At 50.6% G+C, this 16,970-nt stretch carries 14 protein-coding genes; 11 read left to right on the forward strand and 3 right to left on the reverse strand.

The window, feature by feature from the left end; translation table 11 throughout:
- Positions 1–7: 7 nt before the first annotated feature.
- Positions 8–2,824 carry a TonB-dependent receptor gene (locus KJY73_RS08555; RefSeq protein WP_214342773.1) on the reverse strand — a complete coding sequence of 939 codons (2,817 nt, stop codon included), beginning with the start codon at positions 2,822–2,824 and terminating at the stop codon, positions 8–10.
- Positions 2,825–3,156: 332 nt separating this feature from the next.
- Between KJY73_RS08555 and agaR the strand changes: the two genes are divergently transcribed.
- The 9 genes from agaR to ahpF all read left to right on the forward strand — a co-directional run bounded on the left by agaR (position 3,157) and on the right by ahpF (position 13,638).
- Positions 3,157–3,942, forward strand: a complete 786-nt coding sequence (gene agaR, locus KJY73_RS08560; protein WP_214342776.1) for a transcriptional repressor AgaR — start codon at positions 3,157–3,159, stop codon at positions 3,940–3,942.
- An 11-nt stretch (positions 3,943–3,953) separates the two neighbouring features.
- On the forward strand, positions 3,954–5,321 hold the full coding sequence (locus tag KJY73_RS08565; RefSeq protein WP_214342779.1) for a Gfo/Idh/MocA family protein: 1,368 nt from the start codon (positions 3,954–3,956) through the stop codon (positions 5,319–5,321).
- Positions 5,322–5,433: 112 nt separating this feature from the next.
- Positions 5,434–6,711: a D-tagatose-bisphosphate aldolase, class II, non-catalytic subunit gene (locus KJY73_RS08570; RefSeq protein ID WP_214342782.1), complete on the forward strand. Its 1,278-nt coding sequence runs from the start codon at positions 5,434–5,436 to the stop codon at positions 6,709–6,711.
- A 12-nt stretch (positions 6,712–6,723) separates the two neighbouring features.
- Positions 6,724–7,860 (forward strand): SIS domain-containing protein, encoded by a 1,137-nt coding sequence (locus KJY73_RS08575; protein WP_214342785.1) that lies wholly within the window; start codon positions 6,724–6,726, stop codon positions 7,858–7,860.
- A 2-nt stretch (positions 7,861–7,862) separates the two neighbouring features.
- Entirely contained in the window at positions 7,863–8,783 is a 921-nt protein-coding gene (locus tag KJY73_RS08580; RefSeq protein WP_214342788.1) for an ROK family protein, read from the forward strand.
- A complete protein-coding gene (nagA, locus tag KJY73_RS08585; protein WP_214342791.1) occupies positions 8,780–9,922 on the forward strand; it encodes an N-acetylglucosamine-6-phosphate deacetylase in 1,143 nt (380 codons plus the stop codon). Before KJY73_RS08580 ends, nagA begins: the two co-directional genes overlap by 4 nt.
- A gap of 10 nt (positions 9,923–9,932) precedes the next feature.
- Entirely contained in the window at positions 9,933–11,252 is a 1,320-nt protein-coding gene (locus tag KJY73_RS08590) for a sugar MFS transporter (RefSeq protein ID WP_214342793.1), read from the forward strand.
- Positions 11,253–11,399: 147 nt separating this feature from the next.
- Positions 11,400–11,969 (forward strand): alkyl hydroperoxide reductase subunit C, encoded by a 570-nt coding sequence (gene ahpC / locus KJY73_RS08595; protein ID WP_206594533.1) that lies wholly within the window; start codon positions 11,400–11,402, stop codon positions 11,967–11,969.
- 112 nt (positions 11,970–12,081) lie between these two features.
- On the forward strand, positions 12,082–13,638 hold the full coding sequence (gene ahpF, locus KJY73_RS08600) for an alkyl hydroperoxide reductase subunit F (RefSeq protein WP_214342796.1): 1,557 nt from the start codon (positions 12,082–12,084) through the stop codon (positions 13,636–13,638).
- Positions 13,639–13,681: 43 nt separating this feature from the next.
- On the opposite strand, the gene KJY73_RS08605 is transcribed toward ahpF, so the two are convergent.
- Complete coding sequence (locus KJY73_RS08605) at positions 13,682–14,275, reverse strand: nucleoside deaminase (protein WP_232848429.1); 594 nt, start codon at positions 14,273–14,275, stop codon at positions 13,682–13,684.
- Positions 14,276–14,374: 99 nt separating this feature from the next.
- Here KJY73_RS08605 and KJY73_RS08610 point away from each other — a divergent pair, with 99 nt between their 5' ends.
- Positions 14,375–14,935 carry a PhnA domain-containing protein gene (locus KJY73_RS08610; RefSeq protein WP_214342799.1) on the forward strand — a complete coding sequence of 187 codons (561 nt, stop codon included), beginning with the start codon at positions 14,375–14,377 and terminating at the stop codon, positions 14,933–14,935.
- 370 nt (positions 14,936–15,305) lie between these two features.
- Here the strand turns inward: KJY73_RS08610 and KJY73_RS08615 are convergent, their stop codons facing one another.
- Positions 15,306–15,728: a DUF3224 domain-containing protein gene (locus KJY73_RS08615; protein WP_214342802.1), complete on the reverse strand. Its 423-nt coding sequence runs from the start codon at positions 15,726–15,728 to the stop codon at positions 15,306–15,308.
- A gap of 190 nt (positions 15,729–15,918) precedes the next feature.
- Between KJY73_RS08615 and KJY73_RS08620 the strand changes: the two genes are divergently transcribed.
- The gene (locus tag KJY73_RS08620) at positions 15,919–16,947 is read left to right on the forward strand and encodes a 2-dehydropantoate 2-reductase (RefSeq protein ID WP_214342805.1); all 1,029 of its coding nucleotides are present in this window, start codon (positions 15,919–15,921) and stop codon (positions 16,945–16,947) included.
- Positions 16,948–16,970: the final 23 nt, after the last annotated feature.

A 16,970-nucleotide genomic window follows, 5' to 3' on the forward strand; every position in this document is an offset into this window, starting at 1 on the left:
AAGGGGATCAGAAGCTGGCTCTTACACCAACCGCAATTTGCCGGCCAAATCTGCTTAAGTAACTGATTTGGTCTTCCACTTTGGTGTATGCCCAATAGCGCTCATTGGTGAGGTTACTGGCCTCTGCAAATACACTGAAGTTGTCATTGAAGTCATAGCTGAAGCTGGCATCCCATTGACCATAGTCAGAGATCCACTCCGGACCACCCCAGGCTTCAGGTTCATTCATATATTTGCTGCGCCAGTTATAGGCAATACGTGCCTGCACGCCATACTGTTCATAGTAGAGTACCGCGTTATAGGAGTTTTTAGACATCCCCCTGAACGGCAAGCCTTGCTCTTTTCGCGCAGGATCGTCGTAGCTACTATCTACATAGGTGTAGTTAAATTGCATACCCAGTCCATTGAAGGGTTCGGGTAACCATTCTTCCAGTGACTGCTGGTAGGACAATTCCACCCCTTTGATGCTCGCGCCATACTGGCTCTTAACAGGTCGGTTGCCGTAATAACTGATACCATCTACTTCGAGGGGGGCTTTCTGATCCTCCAGGAAGGACTGAATGTCTTTAACGAAGATACCTCCGCTTAAAGCGCTGCTGTCGCCAAAGTACCATTCCAGAGTTATATCAGCCTGATTTGCCTCCTCTGGTGTGGATGCGGGATCACCCATGTTGATGGTTGGCAGGCCATTTTCCAGCGAGGTAAAGTTAACCGAACGCCAGGGACGCAGATCGTTTAGGCTGGGACGACTGATAACCTGGGCGGCAGACACCCTGAACAGTAATTCATCGGTCAGGCTGAGTTTGAAGTTCATGCTCGGTAAGACGTTGGAATAGTCAGCGCTGTAGTTCACATCGACCGGTGTATCCCATCCGTTGTTAAGTGGCTTACCTTGTTCATCCAATTCAATCAGATCCAAGCGATACACTGAGCCAATCGAGTGGGTTTGGGTTTGGGAAGCGCGTAAACCCAAGTTTAACTTGTAGGGCAGTTCAAATAGCTCATCTTCAAGAAAGACTTGTACATAAGCGGTTTTTACTTCCTCTTCGATGGTGTAGCTACCGGCTTTGCTTTTCGACGCTATGATGTAATCATTAGCTGCATCGGCGTTGATACCACGATAGAAGTCAAGCAGGGCATCATAGTCAAAACTTGGCCAAGGATCCGGGGTCTTACTTTTTTCACCGTCCAGGAAGTTATCGAAGTTGGCAGGTCTGAATACCGATTGCGGGATACGGAACAGCTCAAAGTCTCCGGTGGTAAATACCGAGCTGTTATCAAAGGCATAGCCATCACGGTTCAGATAGAAGCCTCCTCGGCTGAACATGCTGGGATTGCGGGAAGAGTATTCATCGCGAGTTTTTGATTGCTTCAGGTAGGACGCTCCAAACTCGATCCTATTGATGATGCTGTCATCTAGGCGATATTCGGCAAAGAGTTTGGCATCATCAATTTTGTCTTCCACGCCTACGCCAGTATTACGGCTGTAGTGCGCACCATAGGGTTGATCCGCTGTCAAACCCGGCGAAAGCGAAACGTCCGGCAGCATATTGCCGGTGTCGTGGTCAATACGAATGCTATCAATAAAACCGCGGGCGACCACAAAACGGTTGTCACCGGCATTTTCGTTTTTAGCCTTTGAGGTGGCGATGTCTGCCACTACGGTCAGGGCATCTGATGCCTGCCATCTGCTGTTGAAAGCCAACTGATAGGTATCGGTTTTACGCGGCTCGGTCAGGTTGAGCAGTTCCACCATGGTATTACCGGTTTGCGTCATGGCCACCACCCGGCCTTGATCATCAAAACTGGCATCGGTGAACACCGGTGTTCCTGGTGTCCATGACTCGTCGTAGTTTACAAAACCAATTTGATATCGATGGCCATCGGTGTTGTAACGGGAGTAAAGCGCATCAAAGTTGATATCCCATTCATCGCCTGGACGCCATTGAATGGCTAAGGTAGCCCCCAGTCGTTCGCGGGTATCCTGGGCGTTGGTAAAATACATATAACTTGGGATCTTTGAGGCGAAGGTTTCATTAGCGTCAATTACCCCATTGCCATTGACGTCAACCGGGACGCCGGCGCTGTCTTCGTCCCAGCCTTCATCCGGGTCAAAAAAGCCCCCGGCTGAATATTCGTCTTCGCGTAGGGTTTTCTTTGAGTAGGCACCGGAGAACAAAATACCGAAGGTTTCGTCCTGGTTTTTATCACCTATGATGAACGACCCATGAGGGTTAATGTCTTCGGTTCGTGACTCATAGATGCCTTTGGTTGAGGCGCGCAAGGTGAAACCTTCCAGATCCAGAGGTTTACGTGTCTGGATATTCACTATGGCACCTATACCACCTTCGATAAGCCGGGCTTCAGGAGACTTATACACTTCAAGCACATTAACCAGTTCAGAGGCGATGGTATCGTAGTTAAAATCACGGCCTGCGTTGTCTGATGCCAGTTTCCGGCCGTTCAGGGTGGTAATGTTATAACCGTCCCCCAAGCCGCGCACCAGTATATTCTGACCTTCGCCGCCGTTACGGGTAATGGTAATTCCGGGTATTCTTTGCAAGGCTTCAGCAAGGTTTTCATCGGGAAATTTACCAATATCATCGGCAATGATCAGGTCGACTACGCTATCGGCATTTTGTTTTTGAAACAGCGACTCGCTAATACTGCTGCGTAATCCTCTTACCTGAATTTTCTCAACGTCCTGCCCTTTGGCTTGCGTTTCTTCCTGCTCCTGCGAATCGGCTTGTTGCGCAGCTGTTGGCAAGGCGGTGCCCAACAGAGTGGCGAGTGCCAGCGCAAGTTTGTTGTATCTGGTTTTCATTATTGTCTTGTCCCCTAGATTGACTATTTATTTACCTCAATCAAACGAAGCATTCCGAAACTTGCGAATGGCTTTCGTTGTTTAAATAAAACGCTCTTTTTGTTAATTGATCAAGTGGAAATGAAAAAAAACTTTTAAATGCTTTCGAAGTTGTGCATGATGAATAGCAAGTTAGCTCGGCTATTTCCCTAGGGCAGGAAGCTATCTAACTGAATTTTCGTTGTTTTCAGCATCTGATATTGACGAGAAGGATTTACTTTCGTTCTCTTTTGAAAGCTTCTGGCTCATGGTAGATTGCTGCCTTGAGTCACAAATGAAAGGAGCGATACAAGGTGGATGCATTCAATAGCATTGAAAGGCAACAAGAGATTCTGCGCATGACACAAGCGCAGGGCAAAGTGTCGGTAAAAGAGCTGGCTGAGCAGTTCAATGTGTCGGAAGTCACGATTCGAAATGACCTCAGTATTCTGGATCGCAAAAAGTTATTGGTGCGCAGCCGGGGCGGCGCGATGGTCAACAGCCAGTTGGGGCGAGAGCTGTCACTTAAGGAAAAAAGTCATCAGAACTCGCAACTGAAACGTCGCCTGGGGAAGGTGGTTGCCGATCTGGTGCTCGAGGGAGAGCGGATTTTACTGGATTCAGGTACTACCACGCAGGAAGTGGCTGCTTGTTTGGTGGACCGTGAGGACCTAGTGGTAATGACCAACGGCTTGAACATCGCCACTGAGCTTGCCCGCTCTGAATCGGTGGAAGTCATGATGACAGGCGGCTCACTGCGTAAAAAGTCGATGTCATTTTATGGCGCTATCGCTGAGCGTAGCTTACAGAATTACAACTTCAGTAAGCTCATCCTCGGGGTAGATGGCTTTGACCTCCGTACCGGTATAGGCACGCATTTTGAAAAAGAGGCCATTCTCAATCGTTTAATGTGTGAGATGGCAGAAGAAGTGGTGGTGGTGACTGATTCGTCAAAGTTTGACAAGCGGGCCTTTCACGTTATTTGTGCGGTGAAGGAAATCCACACCTTGGTTACCGATTCTGGGATCCCCCAGAACTACATTGAAGAGTTGGATAAGTTAGGCATCAACCTGCATATCGTTGAGCGTACTGATCAATAGGAGTAACACTTATGTCTGAGTTTAATCGTCGATCTTTTCTTAAAGCTGCCGCTGCCACAGCAGCAGCAGGCGCGGTAGCAGCCTGTAGCAGCACGGGGAAAAGCGCCAACACACCAAAGGCCCTGGGCAAAAGCGTTATGGGGCTGACCGTTGCGCCAATGCAAACTGTACGCGCCGCAATTATCGGTGTAGGCCAGCGAGGCGTTGGTTTTGTGCGGCACTTATGCAATATCGACGGTGTTGAACTTAAGGCAGTGTGTGATATTGACAGTGAAGTCACAGCGCGTGCGGTGAAACTTGCCGTCGAAGAAGGGCGTCCGGCCCCGGATGTGTATGGTAAAAATGATTTTCATTATCGGGACATGTTAGCCCGAGATGATTTGGATATAGTGATAATTGCTACGCCCTGGCGTTGGCACCACCCTATGGCCAAGGACACTATGTTGGCCGGTAAACATGCGTTCGTGGAAGTGCCTATGGCTACCACTATGGAAGACCTTTGGGATCTGGTGGACACCTCAGAGGCGACCCAGAAAAACTGCATGATGATGGAAAACGTCTGCTACGGTCGCGATGAATTGATGGTACTGAACATGGTACGTCAGGGCGTATTTGGTGACTTATTGCATGGTGAAGCGGCATACATCCACGAACTGCGCTGGCAGATGAAGGAAATTGACCGTAAGACAGGTTCATGGCGCACTTATCACCATACCCGTACCAATGGTAATTTATATCCCACTCATGGTTTAGGCCCGGTTGCGCAGTACATGAACATTAACCGTGGCGACAAATTTGAGTATATGAGCTCCATGAGTTCGCCAGCCCTGGGCCGTGCTGCTTATGCTAAACGGGAGTTCGCCGCAGATCATGAGCGTAATCAACTGCATTATATTACTGGCGATATCAATACCAGTATTATAAAGACTCACCTGGGCCGTACTATCATGGTTCAGCATGACACCACTACACCTCGCCCTTATACGCGACTCAACCTGATTCAAGGCACCAACGGTGTATTTGCCGGCTTCCCAAATCGCATAGCGCTAGAGCAGGGCGGGTCGGGCAGCTTCCATGAGTGGGATTACGATATGGAGAAATGGTACAAAAAGTACGATCACCCACTTTGGACCCGCATGGGACAGGAAGCTGAACGTAACGGCGGCCATGGCGGAATGGACTTCCTGATGGTATGGCGGATGATTTACTGTCTGCGTAATGGCGTGCCTTTAGACCAGGATGTTTACGACGGTGCTGCCTGGTCGGCAGTGTTCCCGCTATCGAAAGAGTCGGTGGCCGACCGCGGTAATTCCAAAGACTTCCCTGACTTTACCCGCGGCCAGTGGCAGCATGGCAAGCCACTGGGTATCGTAAGCTGATATTTCTTAATCCGGTTAGTTACAGCTGACCGGCTATCGCTAATTTTCTAAGTGCTGCAATGGCATACAGGCTGTTGCAGCCGGTTTTTACTCAGAAATGAGGAAGGTTTTCATGCATCTTCTCCGTGAACTTTTTGCTGCCAACCGTGGTGGGAAAGCGTGCGGTATCTATTCAGTGTGCAGCGCACATCCGCTTGTGCTTAAAGCTGCCATACTGCAGGCCAAAAAGGACAGCTCTCTGTTGCTTGTAGAAGCAACAGCTAATCAGGTTAACCAGTTCGGTGGCTATACCGGGATGCAGCCGGCTGATTTCATCAAATTTGTTCGAGATATGGCTGATGAGATGGATTTTGGTCCGGAGCGGCTGGTTTTTGGTGGCGATCATTTAGGGCCGGTATGCTGGACAGATAAGCCCGCGGATGAAGCCATGCTGCTGTGCGAGGGATTGATTCGAAGCTATGTGGAAGCGGGTTTTGAGAAGATACATTTGGATACCAGCATGCCATGTGCGGACGATCCTAAGGCTCTTAGCGATGAATCTATTGCCTCGCGTGCGGCAAGATTATGCCAAGTCGCGGAGGAGGTTTCTTCTCAGTTAGGGCGAGACCTTTGTTATGTGGTGGGAACCGAAGTGCCGCCGCCGGGGGGCGTCGACGAGCTTGAAGAACATTTAGCGCCCACTCCCGTTGCCAATGTTATGCATACCCTGACGGCGCACAAAGAGGCATTTACGGGCAGGGGACTGAAAGAGTCTACTTGGGACAAAGTGGTCGCCATCGTGGTACAACCAGGCGTGGAGTTCGATAACAGCAAAGTGCACGATTTTGCTGCAGGCCTCGCATCTGACTTGTCCGGGGCCATTGAATCCGTGCCTTCATTAGTTTACGAGGCTCACTCTACCGATTATCAATCTCAGAGCGCACTTTGCAAACTGGTCCAAGGCCATTTTGCCATTCTTAAAGTGGGGCCGGCCTTGACTTTTGCCCTGCGTGAAGGACTGTTTGCTTTGTCTCATATAGAAGATGCCTTAATTGCCCCTGAGAAGCGCTCTAATCTAAGAGAAAAGTGTGCAGAACAGATGCAGGAGCAGCCCAAATACTGGCAGAAGTTTTATCCCAATGCCGTGCAGCAGCCCTGGCTGCGTTTTTTCAGCTACAGTGACAGAATTCGCTATTACTGGAGCCAACCGGATTTGCAAACCGCGGTGAGTCAGCTGATTGCCAACCTTTCTGACTTGGTAATTCCTTTGCCTCTCCTAAGCCAATATTTGCCTTGTCAATATCAGGCTGTGCGCAGCGGCCAGTTAAATGCTGAGCCCGAAGCGTTGTTGTTACATAAAATTGCTGATGTGCTGAATGATTACGCGCAGGCATGCCATTTCCAGAATTAAGTAGGAAGTACTATGACCGACCAGGTTTATCTCGGCTTTACCCACGCAGAGCTTGAGCAAAAAAACGCCGTCTGGACTGCAAAAGAAATCAGCCAGCAGCCCATGCTGTGGCAGGTGTTATCTGAAATCTTTGCCCAGCGTAAAACGCAGTTGGATAGCTGGCTTGCGCCTATCCTGGCGGAGCCTGCGCTTAGGATTATTATGACAGGGGCTGGCACCTCTGCTTACATAGGTGAAGCGCTGCAGCCGCATTTGCAAAAGTACATGCCGTTAAGCCCAGGGCAGCGGGTCGAGGCGGTGAGTACCACTGATATCCTCAGTAACCCGGACATGTATCTGCAAAGTGAAGTCCCGACCTTACTGGTCTCTTATGGCCGTTCAGGCAATAGTCCTGAGAGTAAAGCGGCGGTGCAACTTACCAATCAATTGGTGGACAAATGCTGGCATTTAGTGGTGAGTTGTAATGCCCAAGGAGCATTGGCAAAAGCCTGTGAGGGAAATAATCGTTATCAGCTGTTGTTAATGCCGGATGAAGCGCACGATCAAAGCTTTGCTATGACCAGTAGCTTCACCTGTATGATGTTATCGACACTCATGCTGTTTGCACCTGACCAACAACAGTTTGAGCGTATGCTCACACTATCCTCTGGAATTTTACGTGAGGATGTAAGCGCCATTAGCCAATTAGCTGAACTTGCTGTAGAACGCTTGGTTTTCCTCGGTGCTGGTCCGCTTCAGGCCATTGCCAGAGAAGCCGCGCTTAAGGTGCTGGAGCTTACGGCCGGACAACTGCCCAGTTTCTACGAAACCCCACTGGGGTTCAGGCATGGCCCGAAGTCGTTAATCAACCCTGCTACTCAGGTGGTATTGCTGCCCTCAGCCAATCCTTATACCAGCCGTTACGACACCGACCTGCGCCTGGAGTTGGAGAAAGATGCTCAGGCCTTAGATATCGGTGTTCCACTGCCTATGTCAGAAATTCGGGAACTTGAAGATGCCTGGCTTGGCTTTCCGTACATTTTGTATTGCCAGATCCTGGGCTTTTTCAAAGCATTGAAATATGGAATAAGCCCGGATAATCCATGCCCTACAGGTGAGGTTAATCGCGTCGTTCAAGGTGTCACGCTTTACCCTTTTACTCGGGACTAATTATGCATTACGGCTTGGATATCGGCGGAACCAAAATGGAGTTGGCGGTATTTGATGCCAGCTTTGTGTGCTTGGAACGAACCCGACGAGAAACACCTACCGATGATTATCCTGCATTTTTGCATGCGATTGCAGAACTGGTGGAAGCAGCGGACAGCAAGTTTTCATGCAATGGCTCTGTGGGCATTGGATTACCCGGTATTGTCAGTACAGATGGATTAGCCTTATCCAGCAATGTCCCTTGCCTGACTGGTCAGGCTGTCGCAGCAGACTTGACCCTGACCTTGAACCGTCCCGTGGCGCTGGGAAACGATTGTCGTTGTTTTGCGCTTTCAGAGGCAGTTCTTGGTGCAGGGAAGGACTACTCAAGGGTGTTAGGGGTGATTATCGGCACGGGGCTTGGCGGAGGTCTTTGTGTTGATGGAAGACTTTACGCCCCAAATAGTCAGTTGGCCGGTGAATTTGGTCACCTGGGTTTACATGCCGCCGTGGTAGCGCGCTGGCAGTTACCTATTATTCAATGTGGTTGCGGACTGAGTGGCTGTGCGGAAACTTTTGTATCAGGCACTGGGCTGGGCAGGCTGTATCAGCACTTTGGCGGTCTCACTAACGACACCTATCAGTGGCTGAGCGCCTATCGGCAAGGTGAACAACAGGCAATAAGCACCTTTGATTGTTTTATCGATGCCTTAGGCTCAGTGATCGCCGGGCAAATGTTAAGCCTGGATCCAGATGTCATCGTATTAGGTGGTGGTTTGTCGAGCATTGATGAAATTCGCACCCAACTGCCAGAATCTGTCCAAAAACATTTATTCGCTAATGCCCCCATGGCGCCAGTTAGGGTTGCCGAGGGCGGCCCATCCAGTGGCGTGCGCGGTGCTGCACTGCTTGGCGCTGAGCTAGTCAAAGGACAATGTCTATGAACCCAGATAACTATTGGCTGGCTGCCGAAAAAGCCCTGATTGGTAGCACCTGGCAAAGCTCGGTTTACCTGCATATTGTTGATGGATGCATCGAGGCTATCCGTCAACAACCGCCCGCCGAGGGACATGTGCAACCTGCAAGCGAGGGCGTACTAGTGCCCGGTTTTGTTGATGTTCAAGTTAACGGCGGTGGCGGGGTGTTGCTTAATGATAGCCCGGATCTTGAGGGCATTCGCCAGATCTTTGCTGCGCACGCGCAGTTTGGCACCACGGCCATGCTGCCGACGTTAATTACCGACAGTGTCGAAGTGATGCAGCAAACCGCCGAGGCAATTGCGGCAGCTATTGCTGGCAACGAACCAGGCATAGTCGGCGTGCACTTTGAAGGACCGCATATGTCGCTGGCAAAGCGCGGGGTGCATTCACCCGAGCATTTGCGCGCGCTAAGCGATGCAGAAATGGCGGTGTTTGCCCGTCAGGATCTGGGTGTAAAGGTCATCACTGTGGCGCCAGAAGTGGTCAGCCCCGAGCAAATTCGTCAATTGGTTGGTCTGGGTGTACGGGTCTGTCTGGGCCACTCCGATGCCAGTGCCCAGCAGGTACAGGCAGCACTAGCTGCCGGAGCCAGCGGCTTCACCCATCTGTACAACGGCATGTCGGCCTTGACCTCACGCGAACCCGGTATGGTAGGGACGGCGCTGGCCGATGAGCGCAGTTGGTGCGGCCTGATTCTGGACGGCCATCACGTCCACCCGTTGTCTGCCAAACTGGCGATTCGCACTAAGGGCATAGAGAAAATTATGTTAGTCACTGATGCCATGCCGCCGGTGGGAACGACACAGTCCGATTTTGCATTCTATGGTGAGCGGGTAGTGCGCCATGGTACTAAGCTAACCGCGCCCTCGGGCTCCCTGGCAGGCTCGGTATTGGATATGGCGGGGGCAGTGCGATATGCGGTGCAAACCTTGCTGCTGCCGCTTAGTGAGGCCGTGCAAATGGCATCGGCCAGTCCAGCGGCATTTTTGGGTTTAAGTGCACAAATTGGCTCGCTGGAGATAGGCAAACGGGCAGATATGCTGCTACTTGACGACGACCTTAACGTCAAAGGCTACTGGCTAGCTGGCCGCCCATTTAACTGAGGATTTGCGTATGAATAAACCGTCCAACACCGGCAACCAGCAGATTTGGTTGCCCATGCTGATTATATCCATTCTGTTTTTCCTGTTCGGTTTTGTGACCTGGTTAAATGGCTCACTCATTCCCTTCTTACGCATTGTCTGTGAGCTAAATGAGTTTCAGGCGCTGTTGGTGACTTTTGCCTTTTATATTGCCTATGTATTGATGGCCTTGCCTATGTCGACCTTACTGGATCGCATTGGTTACAAAAACGGCATGGTGGCTGGGCTGGGTATTATGATTGCAGGTGCGCTGGCCTTTATTCCGGCAGCGCTGAGTGCGCAGTTCGGCTTGTTTCTGATTGCACTTTTTGTGCTGGGTACTGGCCTGACTATCTTGCAAACCGCGTCTAATCCCTACCTGGTGTTGCTGGGGCCGCCACAAAGCGCTGCCATGCGCATCTGTGTCATGGGCCTGCTAAATAAAGGCGCGGGTTTTATTGTTCCCATCATTTTTACCGCCATTATTCTGACCGGCATGGACAGTTATACGCCAGATGCCCTGGCCGGACTATCTGACGCCGAACGTGAAGTGGCACTGGATAAACTGGCACACCGATTAGTTGATCCCTACTTATGGATGGCAGGCATGCTGTTGCTTTTGACCCTGATGGTAAAATTCGCGCCGCTCCCCGAGCCGGGCGAGGAACTGCGCGGGGGAGAAGGGCACAAGGTGCGTCGTCGCGAGGTATTGTCTCACCCACAGCTTGTTCTGGGGGTTATCGCGCTATTTTTCTATGTCGGTGTTGAAGTGATAGCCGGGGATACCATTGGTCTGTTTGGCCAGCAGTTGGGTGTTAGCCACTTTGGCGCACTGACCTCCTATACCATGGCCTTTATGATGCTTGGCTATGTGTTGGGTGTGGTGGCCATTCCGCGTTTATTGACTCAGGCCCAGGGGCTGCAGTTATCGGCCGTGGCCGGTGTGGCATTCAGTGTAGCGGTGGTGAGCTCAGACCCAACATCACAGGCGGCATCTACGCTATTGCTGGGCTGGCTGGGTGTGCCAGCCGTGCCTGACCCGGTATTTTATGTGGCCCTGCTGGGCCTGGCCAATGCCTTGGTCTGGCCCACAGTATGGCCTTTGGCGTTGCAAGGGCTTGGCAGACATACCGCGACGGGATCGGCGCTGCTGATTATGGGCATTGCCGGAGGCGCGCTATTGCCCCTGGCTTACGGTTATCTGGCCCATCATGAATTTGGCAGTCAAAATGCCTATCTACTGCTGATCCCTTGTTATGGTTTTATTCTCTACTATGCGTTTAAAGGCCACAGCTTACGAAGCTGGAAATGAGCGAGCTGGGGCCTGGTGCCCCAGAAAGCTTCTAATCGAATTTTATAATCTGCTGGATTGAATCAATCAATTATCAAGATTAAATCGCATTGGCTACACTTCTCCTCGTCTTCAAGGCAACCTTTTTAAACAATGGAGAATTCATCAATGAGTCAATCACTTATCAACACTAAAATCCTGCCTTTCAATGCTACTGCTTACCACAATGGCGAGTTTGTACCTGTTTCTGATAAAGATCTGGCAGGCAAGTGGGCTGTAGTGATGTTTTACCCGGCTGACTTTACCTTTGTATGTCCGACCGAACTGGGTGATCTGGCTGATTACTACGACAGACTGCAAGCCTTGGGTGTGGAAGTATACTCAGTATCTACCGATACACACTTCACGCACAAAGCCTGGCACGATGCGTCTGAGACTATCAAGAAAATCAAGTTCCCTATGATTGGTGACCCAACTGGCCGCATTAGCCGTAACTTTGGTGTGATGATCGAAGAAGAAGGTCTGGCCTTGCGTGGTACTTTTGTGATTAACCCAGAAGGTGAAATCAAAGTGGCTGAAGTGCATGACCTGGGTATTGGCCGTAGCGCTGCTGAATTGTTCCGCAAGGTACAAGCTGCACAATATGTTGCCAGCCATGACGGTGAAGTATGTCCAGCTAAATGGCAGCCAGGTGAAGAAACCCTGTCTCCTTCTTTGGATCTGGTTGGCAAAATCTAAGCCCTGATCCCGGGGCCTGCATCAGGCCCCTTACTTTCCCTATATGTTGAACTGCACGGGCATCCTTATGCCGGTGACAGGATAGTTTTGCCCAGTGACTGTCGAGGTAAAGATGTTAGACAATAATTTAAAAGACCAACTAAAAACCTATTTAGCCAACCTGAAGCGCCCGGTGGAGTTGGTTTTGGCCACCGACGACAGCGAAAAATCTCAACAACTGTTGGCGCTGGCGCGGGACATTGAAGAATTATCCGATCTGGTGAGCTACAGCCAGATTAGCGACGCTGTCCGTATACCCTCTATGCAGGTCACCAGCCCTGACACAGGCACATCCATGACCTTTGCTGGTCTGCCCATGGGCCATGAGTTTACCTCGCTGGTATTGGCGCTATTGCATAGCGGTGGACACCCAATTAAACAAGAGCAGGCCATTTTAGATCAGATTAAAGCGCTGCCTGGTCCACTGCACTTTGAAACTTACGTGTCGCTGAGCTGCCAGACCTGCCCAGGCGTGGTACAGGCGCTTAATCTTATGGCGGCAGTTAATCCTCAGATCACCCATGTGATGGTAGACGGCGCGCTTTTCCAGGATGAAGTCAGCCAACGTAATGTGATGGCCGTTCCCAGTGTATTTTTAAATGGTGAGAGCTTTTCTCAAGGCGCTATTAACTTAGAGAAGATCCTCTCTAAAGTGGATACTAATGCCGCTGCGCGTCAGGCCGATGCGTTAAAAGATAAAGCGGCATTTGATCTGTTGGTGGTCGGTGGTGGCCCTGCCGGGGCTTCGGCGGCAATCTATGCAGCACGAAAAGGTATTCGTACTGGCCTGGTGGCCGACCGCTTTGGTGGTCAGGTGGCAGACACTGTCGGCATTGAGAACTTTATTTCGGTTAAGAAAACCGAAGGCCCTAAACTGGTGGCCAGCCTTGAAGAGCATGTGCGTGATTATGACGTAGACATTATGGCCAACCAGCGCGTGGTGAATGTGCGAGAAGGGGACATCCTGGAGATTACTCTGGAAAACGGTGCCGTGTTGAAAAGCAAGAGTTTGGTGCTAGCCACTGGTGCACGCTGGCGTGAAATGAATGTGCCTGGCGAGCGTGAATACCGAGGTAAAGGCGTGGCTTACTGCCCGCACTGTGACGGCCCGTTGTTTAAAGGCAAAAAAGTTGCGGTTATCGGTGGCGGTAACTCGGGCATTGAGGCTGCCATTGACCTGGCTAATATAGTAGAGCATGTCACTGTACTGGAATTTGACAGCAAGCTACGTGCCGATGAAGTACTAGTGCGCAAAGCTCGCTCTATGGCCAATATCGACATTATATTGAATGCGCAGACCACGGCCGTAAATGGCGACGGGCAGCGTGTAAACGGCCTTAGCTATAAAGACCGGGTATCCGGCGAAGATAAACAGCTGGAACTGGCAGGTATCTTTGTGCAAATCGGTCTGGTGCCCAATACCGAATGGCTAAAAGGCAGCGGCGTTGAGCTAACCGCCCGGGGTGAAATTATTACTGCTGCAAATGGCGAAACCTCGGTAAAAGGTGTGTTTGCGGCCGGTGATGCCACTACAACACCTTTCAAGCAAATCATCATTGCTATGGGTAGCGGCGCGACGGCCAGCCTTGGGGCCTTTGATTACCTGATGCGCTCCTCCGCACCAGCTTGATAGCCATACCAATTGAAAAGGGCCTTTGTCGGGCCCTTTTTCGTTAACCGTTGTAAATAGGCCCACCACGGGCGAGGTAGTCGGTTAATACTGCTTGGGCTTCTGACCTTAGTATCTGTCGCTCTACTTGAATACCGCCTTTTTGAAGATAGTCATAGCTTTGTGCAAACACCGGTCCTTCGTCAAAACCAATGGCTCTGGCATCGTCACCTGTGGCAGCACATACCAGACGCTTCACGCCGCTCCAGAATATGGCCCCTAAGCACATGGCACAAGGTTCACAGGAGGTGAAGAGCTCGCGGCGTGCATGATTATCTGACAAACAAAAAGACTTAAGGCGTTTCTCTGCCAGCATAATGGCCATCACCTCAGCATGCAGACAGGAGTTGTGGGCTGCCATCACCTGATTTACGCCCACCGACAGGAGCTGGCCGCTATCCATATCAAAAATGGCCGAGCCAAAAGGGCCACCAGTGCCACGTTGGACATTTTGTCTGGCCAGTTCCACGGCCAGAGCCATTTTGTCTTCATCACTATGATAAGGTATTGACCATTCCAGGCTATGCATTGCCCAGTCTGGCAGTTGGATCTCTGTACTTGGTTCTGCGACGCAGGACACCCAATGCGGTTTGCTCATTTTACCTCCATGCTCAGTCACAGCTTAGGTAGCATCCGTTGCTGCGTAAAGTGGCCAAAAGTGGCATAATGCGCGCCCGCTACTCAACAAGAGATGAACATGTCTATAGAACAAGCCCTGACTGAGCGCGCTGGCGCCAAGTGTGAATTATGTGCCGCTACCGATAATCTACAAGGTGTGGCCGTGCCGCCTATTGATCAGGTCAGGGTAGATAACCATATTCTGGTTTGTCAGACTTGTAAGTCTCAAATTGAGGGCGCTGAATTGGATACCAACCACTGGCGCTGTTTGAATGACAGCATGTGGAGCCAAGTACCCGCCGTGCAAGTGATGGCCTGGCGAATGCTCAAGCGCTTATCCTCTGAAACCTGGGCACAGGATTTGTTAGATATGCTGTATCTTGACGAAGAAACCAGCACCTGGGCGCAAAAAGGCGATGATTCAGATCGGGAACCGACCCTGGATAGCAACGGTGCCGTGCTAAGTGCCGGTGATACCGTGGTATTGATTAAAGACCTGGACGTGAAAGGCGGGGGTTTTACCGCTAAACGTGGCACAGCGGTGCGTGGCATCAGTCTCACAGACAACCCTAAACATGTGGAAGGACGGGTTAATGGCGTGAGGATTGTGCTGGTGGCAGAGTACCTGAAAAAAGCCTGATTTTAATAGCGACTTGCGGCGCAGTTAATCTGTTGATGTCTCACTTGCGTGACACTGGTTTCTGCGCTGTCTCTATTGGCAAGTAGGGCTTATGTCCAACTAACCCATCTGCGGTATTTGCTGTCTTTCTAAGAGAATAATCTTTTAATTCAATACAACCTTATTGTGAGAAATAGGTCGCTAGCCGTTAGGGTTAAAAGCCAAATCATCCGTAACGCGTAACGTCAAAAATACCTTACCTAAGCTTTTTCGTATCGGTAGAACCTAAGCGCCTGAAAACGCCGTTAATGCCAGCCTCAAGCACTTTTGCGTAATTTATGACAGCGCACTGGTGCAACCTGCATACAAGCAAAGTAACGCTAAGACTGTGTTACTCGGGGTAGGTTATCTCGGCGTCAGTGTCGGGAAGGCGGTAGTCAAATACATAGCTATGCCGTCCTGATGTTATGTTGATTAGCATGCGACCTGTTAGGCCTTGCAATTCACCTGTAGCTGAATGGGGCAGCACTTCCAGCACCAGATGTTGGTTGGCGCCTTGCATGGTGCCGTAATGCTGCATCACAAAACTTCCTTCGCGCCCACCCAGGGTGCCACTAATCTGTTCAATGGCCACATAACCGGCAGAGCTCTTATCGGTATTCTTGGCACTGAGCATTTCGCCTTTACTCTTCCCCTCCAGATCGCCACTAAAGATCTTATCGATGGACATTCTGCCCAGGCTTACACCTTCTTTACCTTGTGTGTAGCTAGGTAGAGACTGGACCCTGACCTCAAATTCCCCTCTGGCTTGCATGTTGTTTTCCTTGAAAACTTTATTGTTGTTTTGAATAGGTTAATCGGAACATTTTCGCGATTTTTGCCCATGTTAACAATGCCAAGGGGGAAATGACATGCTTTAAATTTGCTCAGCCAAATTCCTTATGCTTGCCCTGACATCTGGAAAGTCTCTATGATTCATTGAGGTATATAAAAGAGTGACTGGCATGCAGCATGTGGTGTTTGGTGCAGGATTAATTGGGGGTTATCTGGGCGGCGTACTCGCTCATCGCTCACAGAGCGTTAGCTTGGTTGTGCGTGATTCAGCGCGCGAGCGCTGGCAGCAAGGGTTGAGACTCAGTGACTATCAAGGTCATCAGGCAGGGCCCTTACATCCCCGGCTACTTGGTAGCGACTGGCGCGCTGATGTTAAACCCTGCGATGTGCTTTGGTTAACGGTGAAAAGCACTCAACTTGCGCAGGCAGCAATGGATGCTCAGCCGTTAATTGGCCCGCAGACAAAGATTTTTTGTTGCCAGAATGGCGTGGGAAGTGAGTCCCTGGTCAAAGCCATTTATCCTCACAATCAGGTACGAAGGGTGATTGTTCCTTTCAACGTGGTGGAGTCTGCGCCTGGTTGCCTGCATCGGGGTTCCGAAGGGCAGCTCACGCTGGAATGTCTGTCCGAGAAAGATGAGATAGGCGAACTGGTTACTTTGCTAGACTGCGCCCTGATGCCAACAGGGAGTGCCGAGGACATGCTGGCCCTGCAGTGGGCGAAATTGCAGTTAAACCTTGGCAACGCGGTTAATGCACTGGCCGATGTACCGGTAAAATCCATGCTGGAAGAGCAGGGGTATCGGCTAATATTGGCGGCACTTATGGATGAGTTGCTGTCAGTTTGTAAAGCCAGGCAGCTACGGCTGCCCAAGCTAACCAAGGTGCCAGCGCGGTGGTTGCCGTTTGTTCTTCGTTTACCTAACTGGTTATTTTTGCGTGTTGCATCGGCAATGCTGGAGATAGATCCGGGCGTGCGCACTTCAATGTGGTGGGATCTGAAACAGGGTAAGGATTCAGAAATTGCTTATCTCAACGGAGCGGTAATAGAACAAGCGCTTAGCTTAGGGCTGGATTGTAAGGTGAATCAGGTTATTGTGACGCTGGTTCATCAGGTAGAGCAGGGTAAGCTTAAGTTAGGTATGTCTGCACAGCAGTTACAGGAATGCATTGGGTTAAAAGGCGGTCGCTCACACTGAAGGCCTGCGCTTAACCTGATTTG

This window comes from Bowmanella yangjiangensis (assembly GCF_018531185.1).
Classification (GTDB): domain Bacteria; phylum Pseudomonadota; class Gammaproteobacteria; order Enterobacterales; family Alteromonadaceae; genus Bowmanella; species Bowmanella yangjiangensis.

Coding starts and splice junctions, on each gene's coding strand:
- KJY73_RS08570 (WP_214342782.1), top strand. CDS start 5,434: ATGCATCTTCTCCGTGAACTTTTTGCTGCCAACCGTGGTGGGAAAGCG.
- KJY73_RS08555 (WP_214342773.1), bottom strand. CDS start 2,824: ATGAAAACCAGATACAACAAACTTGCGCTGGCACTCGCCACTCTGTTG.
- KJY73_RS08565 (WP_214342779.1), top strand. CDS start 3,954: ATGTCTGAGTTTAATCGTCGATCTTTTCTTAAAGCTGCCGCTGCCACA.
- KJY73_RS08575 (WP_214342785.1), top strand. CDS start 6,724: ATGACCGACCAGGTTTATCTCGGCTTTACCCACGCAGAGCTTGAGCAA.
- ahpC (WP_206594533.1), top strand. CDS start 11,400: ATGAGTCAATCACTTATCAACACTAAAATCCTGCCTTTCAATGCTACT.
- ahpF (WP_214342796.1), top strand. CDS start 12,082: ATGTTAGACAATAATTTAAAAGACCAACTAAAAACCTATTTAGCCAAC.
- KJY73_RS08580 (WP_214342788.1), top strand. CDS start 7,863: ATGCATTACGGCTTGGATATCGGCGGAACCAAAATGGAGTTGGCGGTA.
- nagA (WP_214342791.1), top strand. CDS start 8,780: ATGAACCCAGATAACTATTGGCTGGCTGCCGAAAAAGCCCTGATTGGT.
- KJY73_RS08615 (WP_214342802.1), bottom strand. CDS start 15,728: ATGCAAGCCAGAGGGGAATTTGAGGTCAGGGTCCAGTCTCTACCTAGC.
- KJY73_RS08620 (WP_214342805.1), top strand. CDS start 15,919: ATGCAGCATGTGGTGTTTGGTGCAGGATTAATTGGGGGTTATCTGGGC.
- KJY73_RS08605 (WP_232848429.1), bottom strand. CDS start 14,275: ATGAGCAAACCGCATTGGGTGTCCTGCGTCGCAGAACCAAGTACAGAG.
- KJY73_RS08610 (WP_214342799.1), top strand. CDS start 14,375: ATGTCTATAGAACAAGCCCTGACTGAGCGCGCTGGCGCCAAGTGTGAA.
- KJY73_RS08590 (WP_214342793.1), top strand. CDS start 9,933: ATGAATAAACCGTCCAACACCGGCAACCAGCAGATTTGGTTGCCCATG.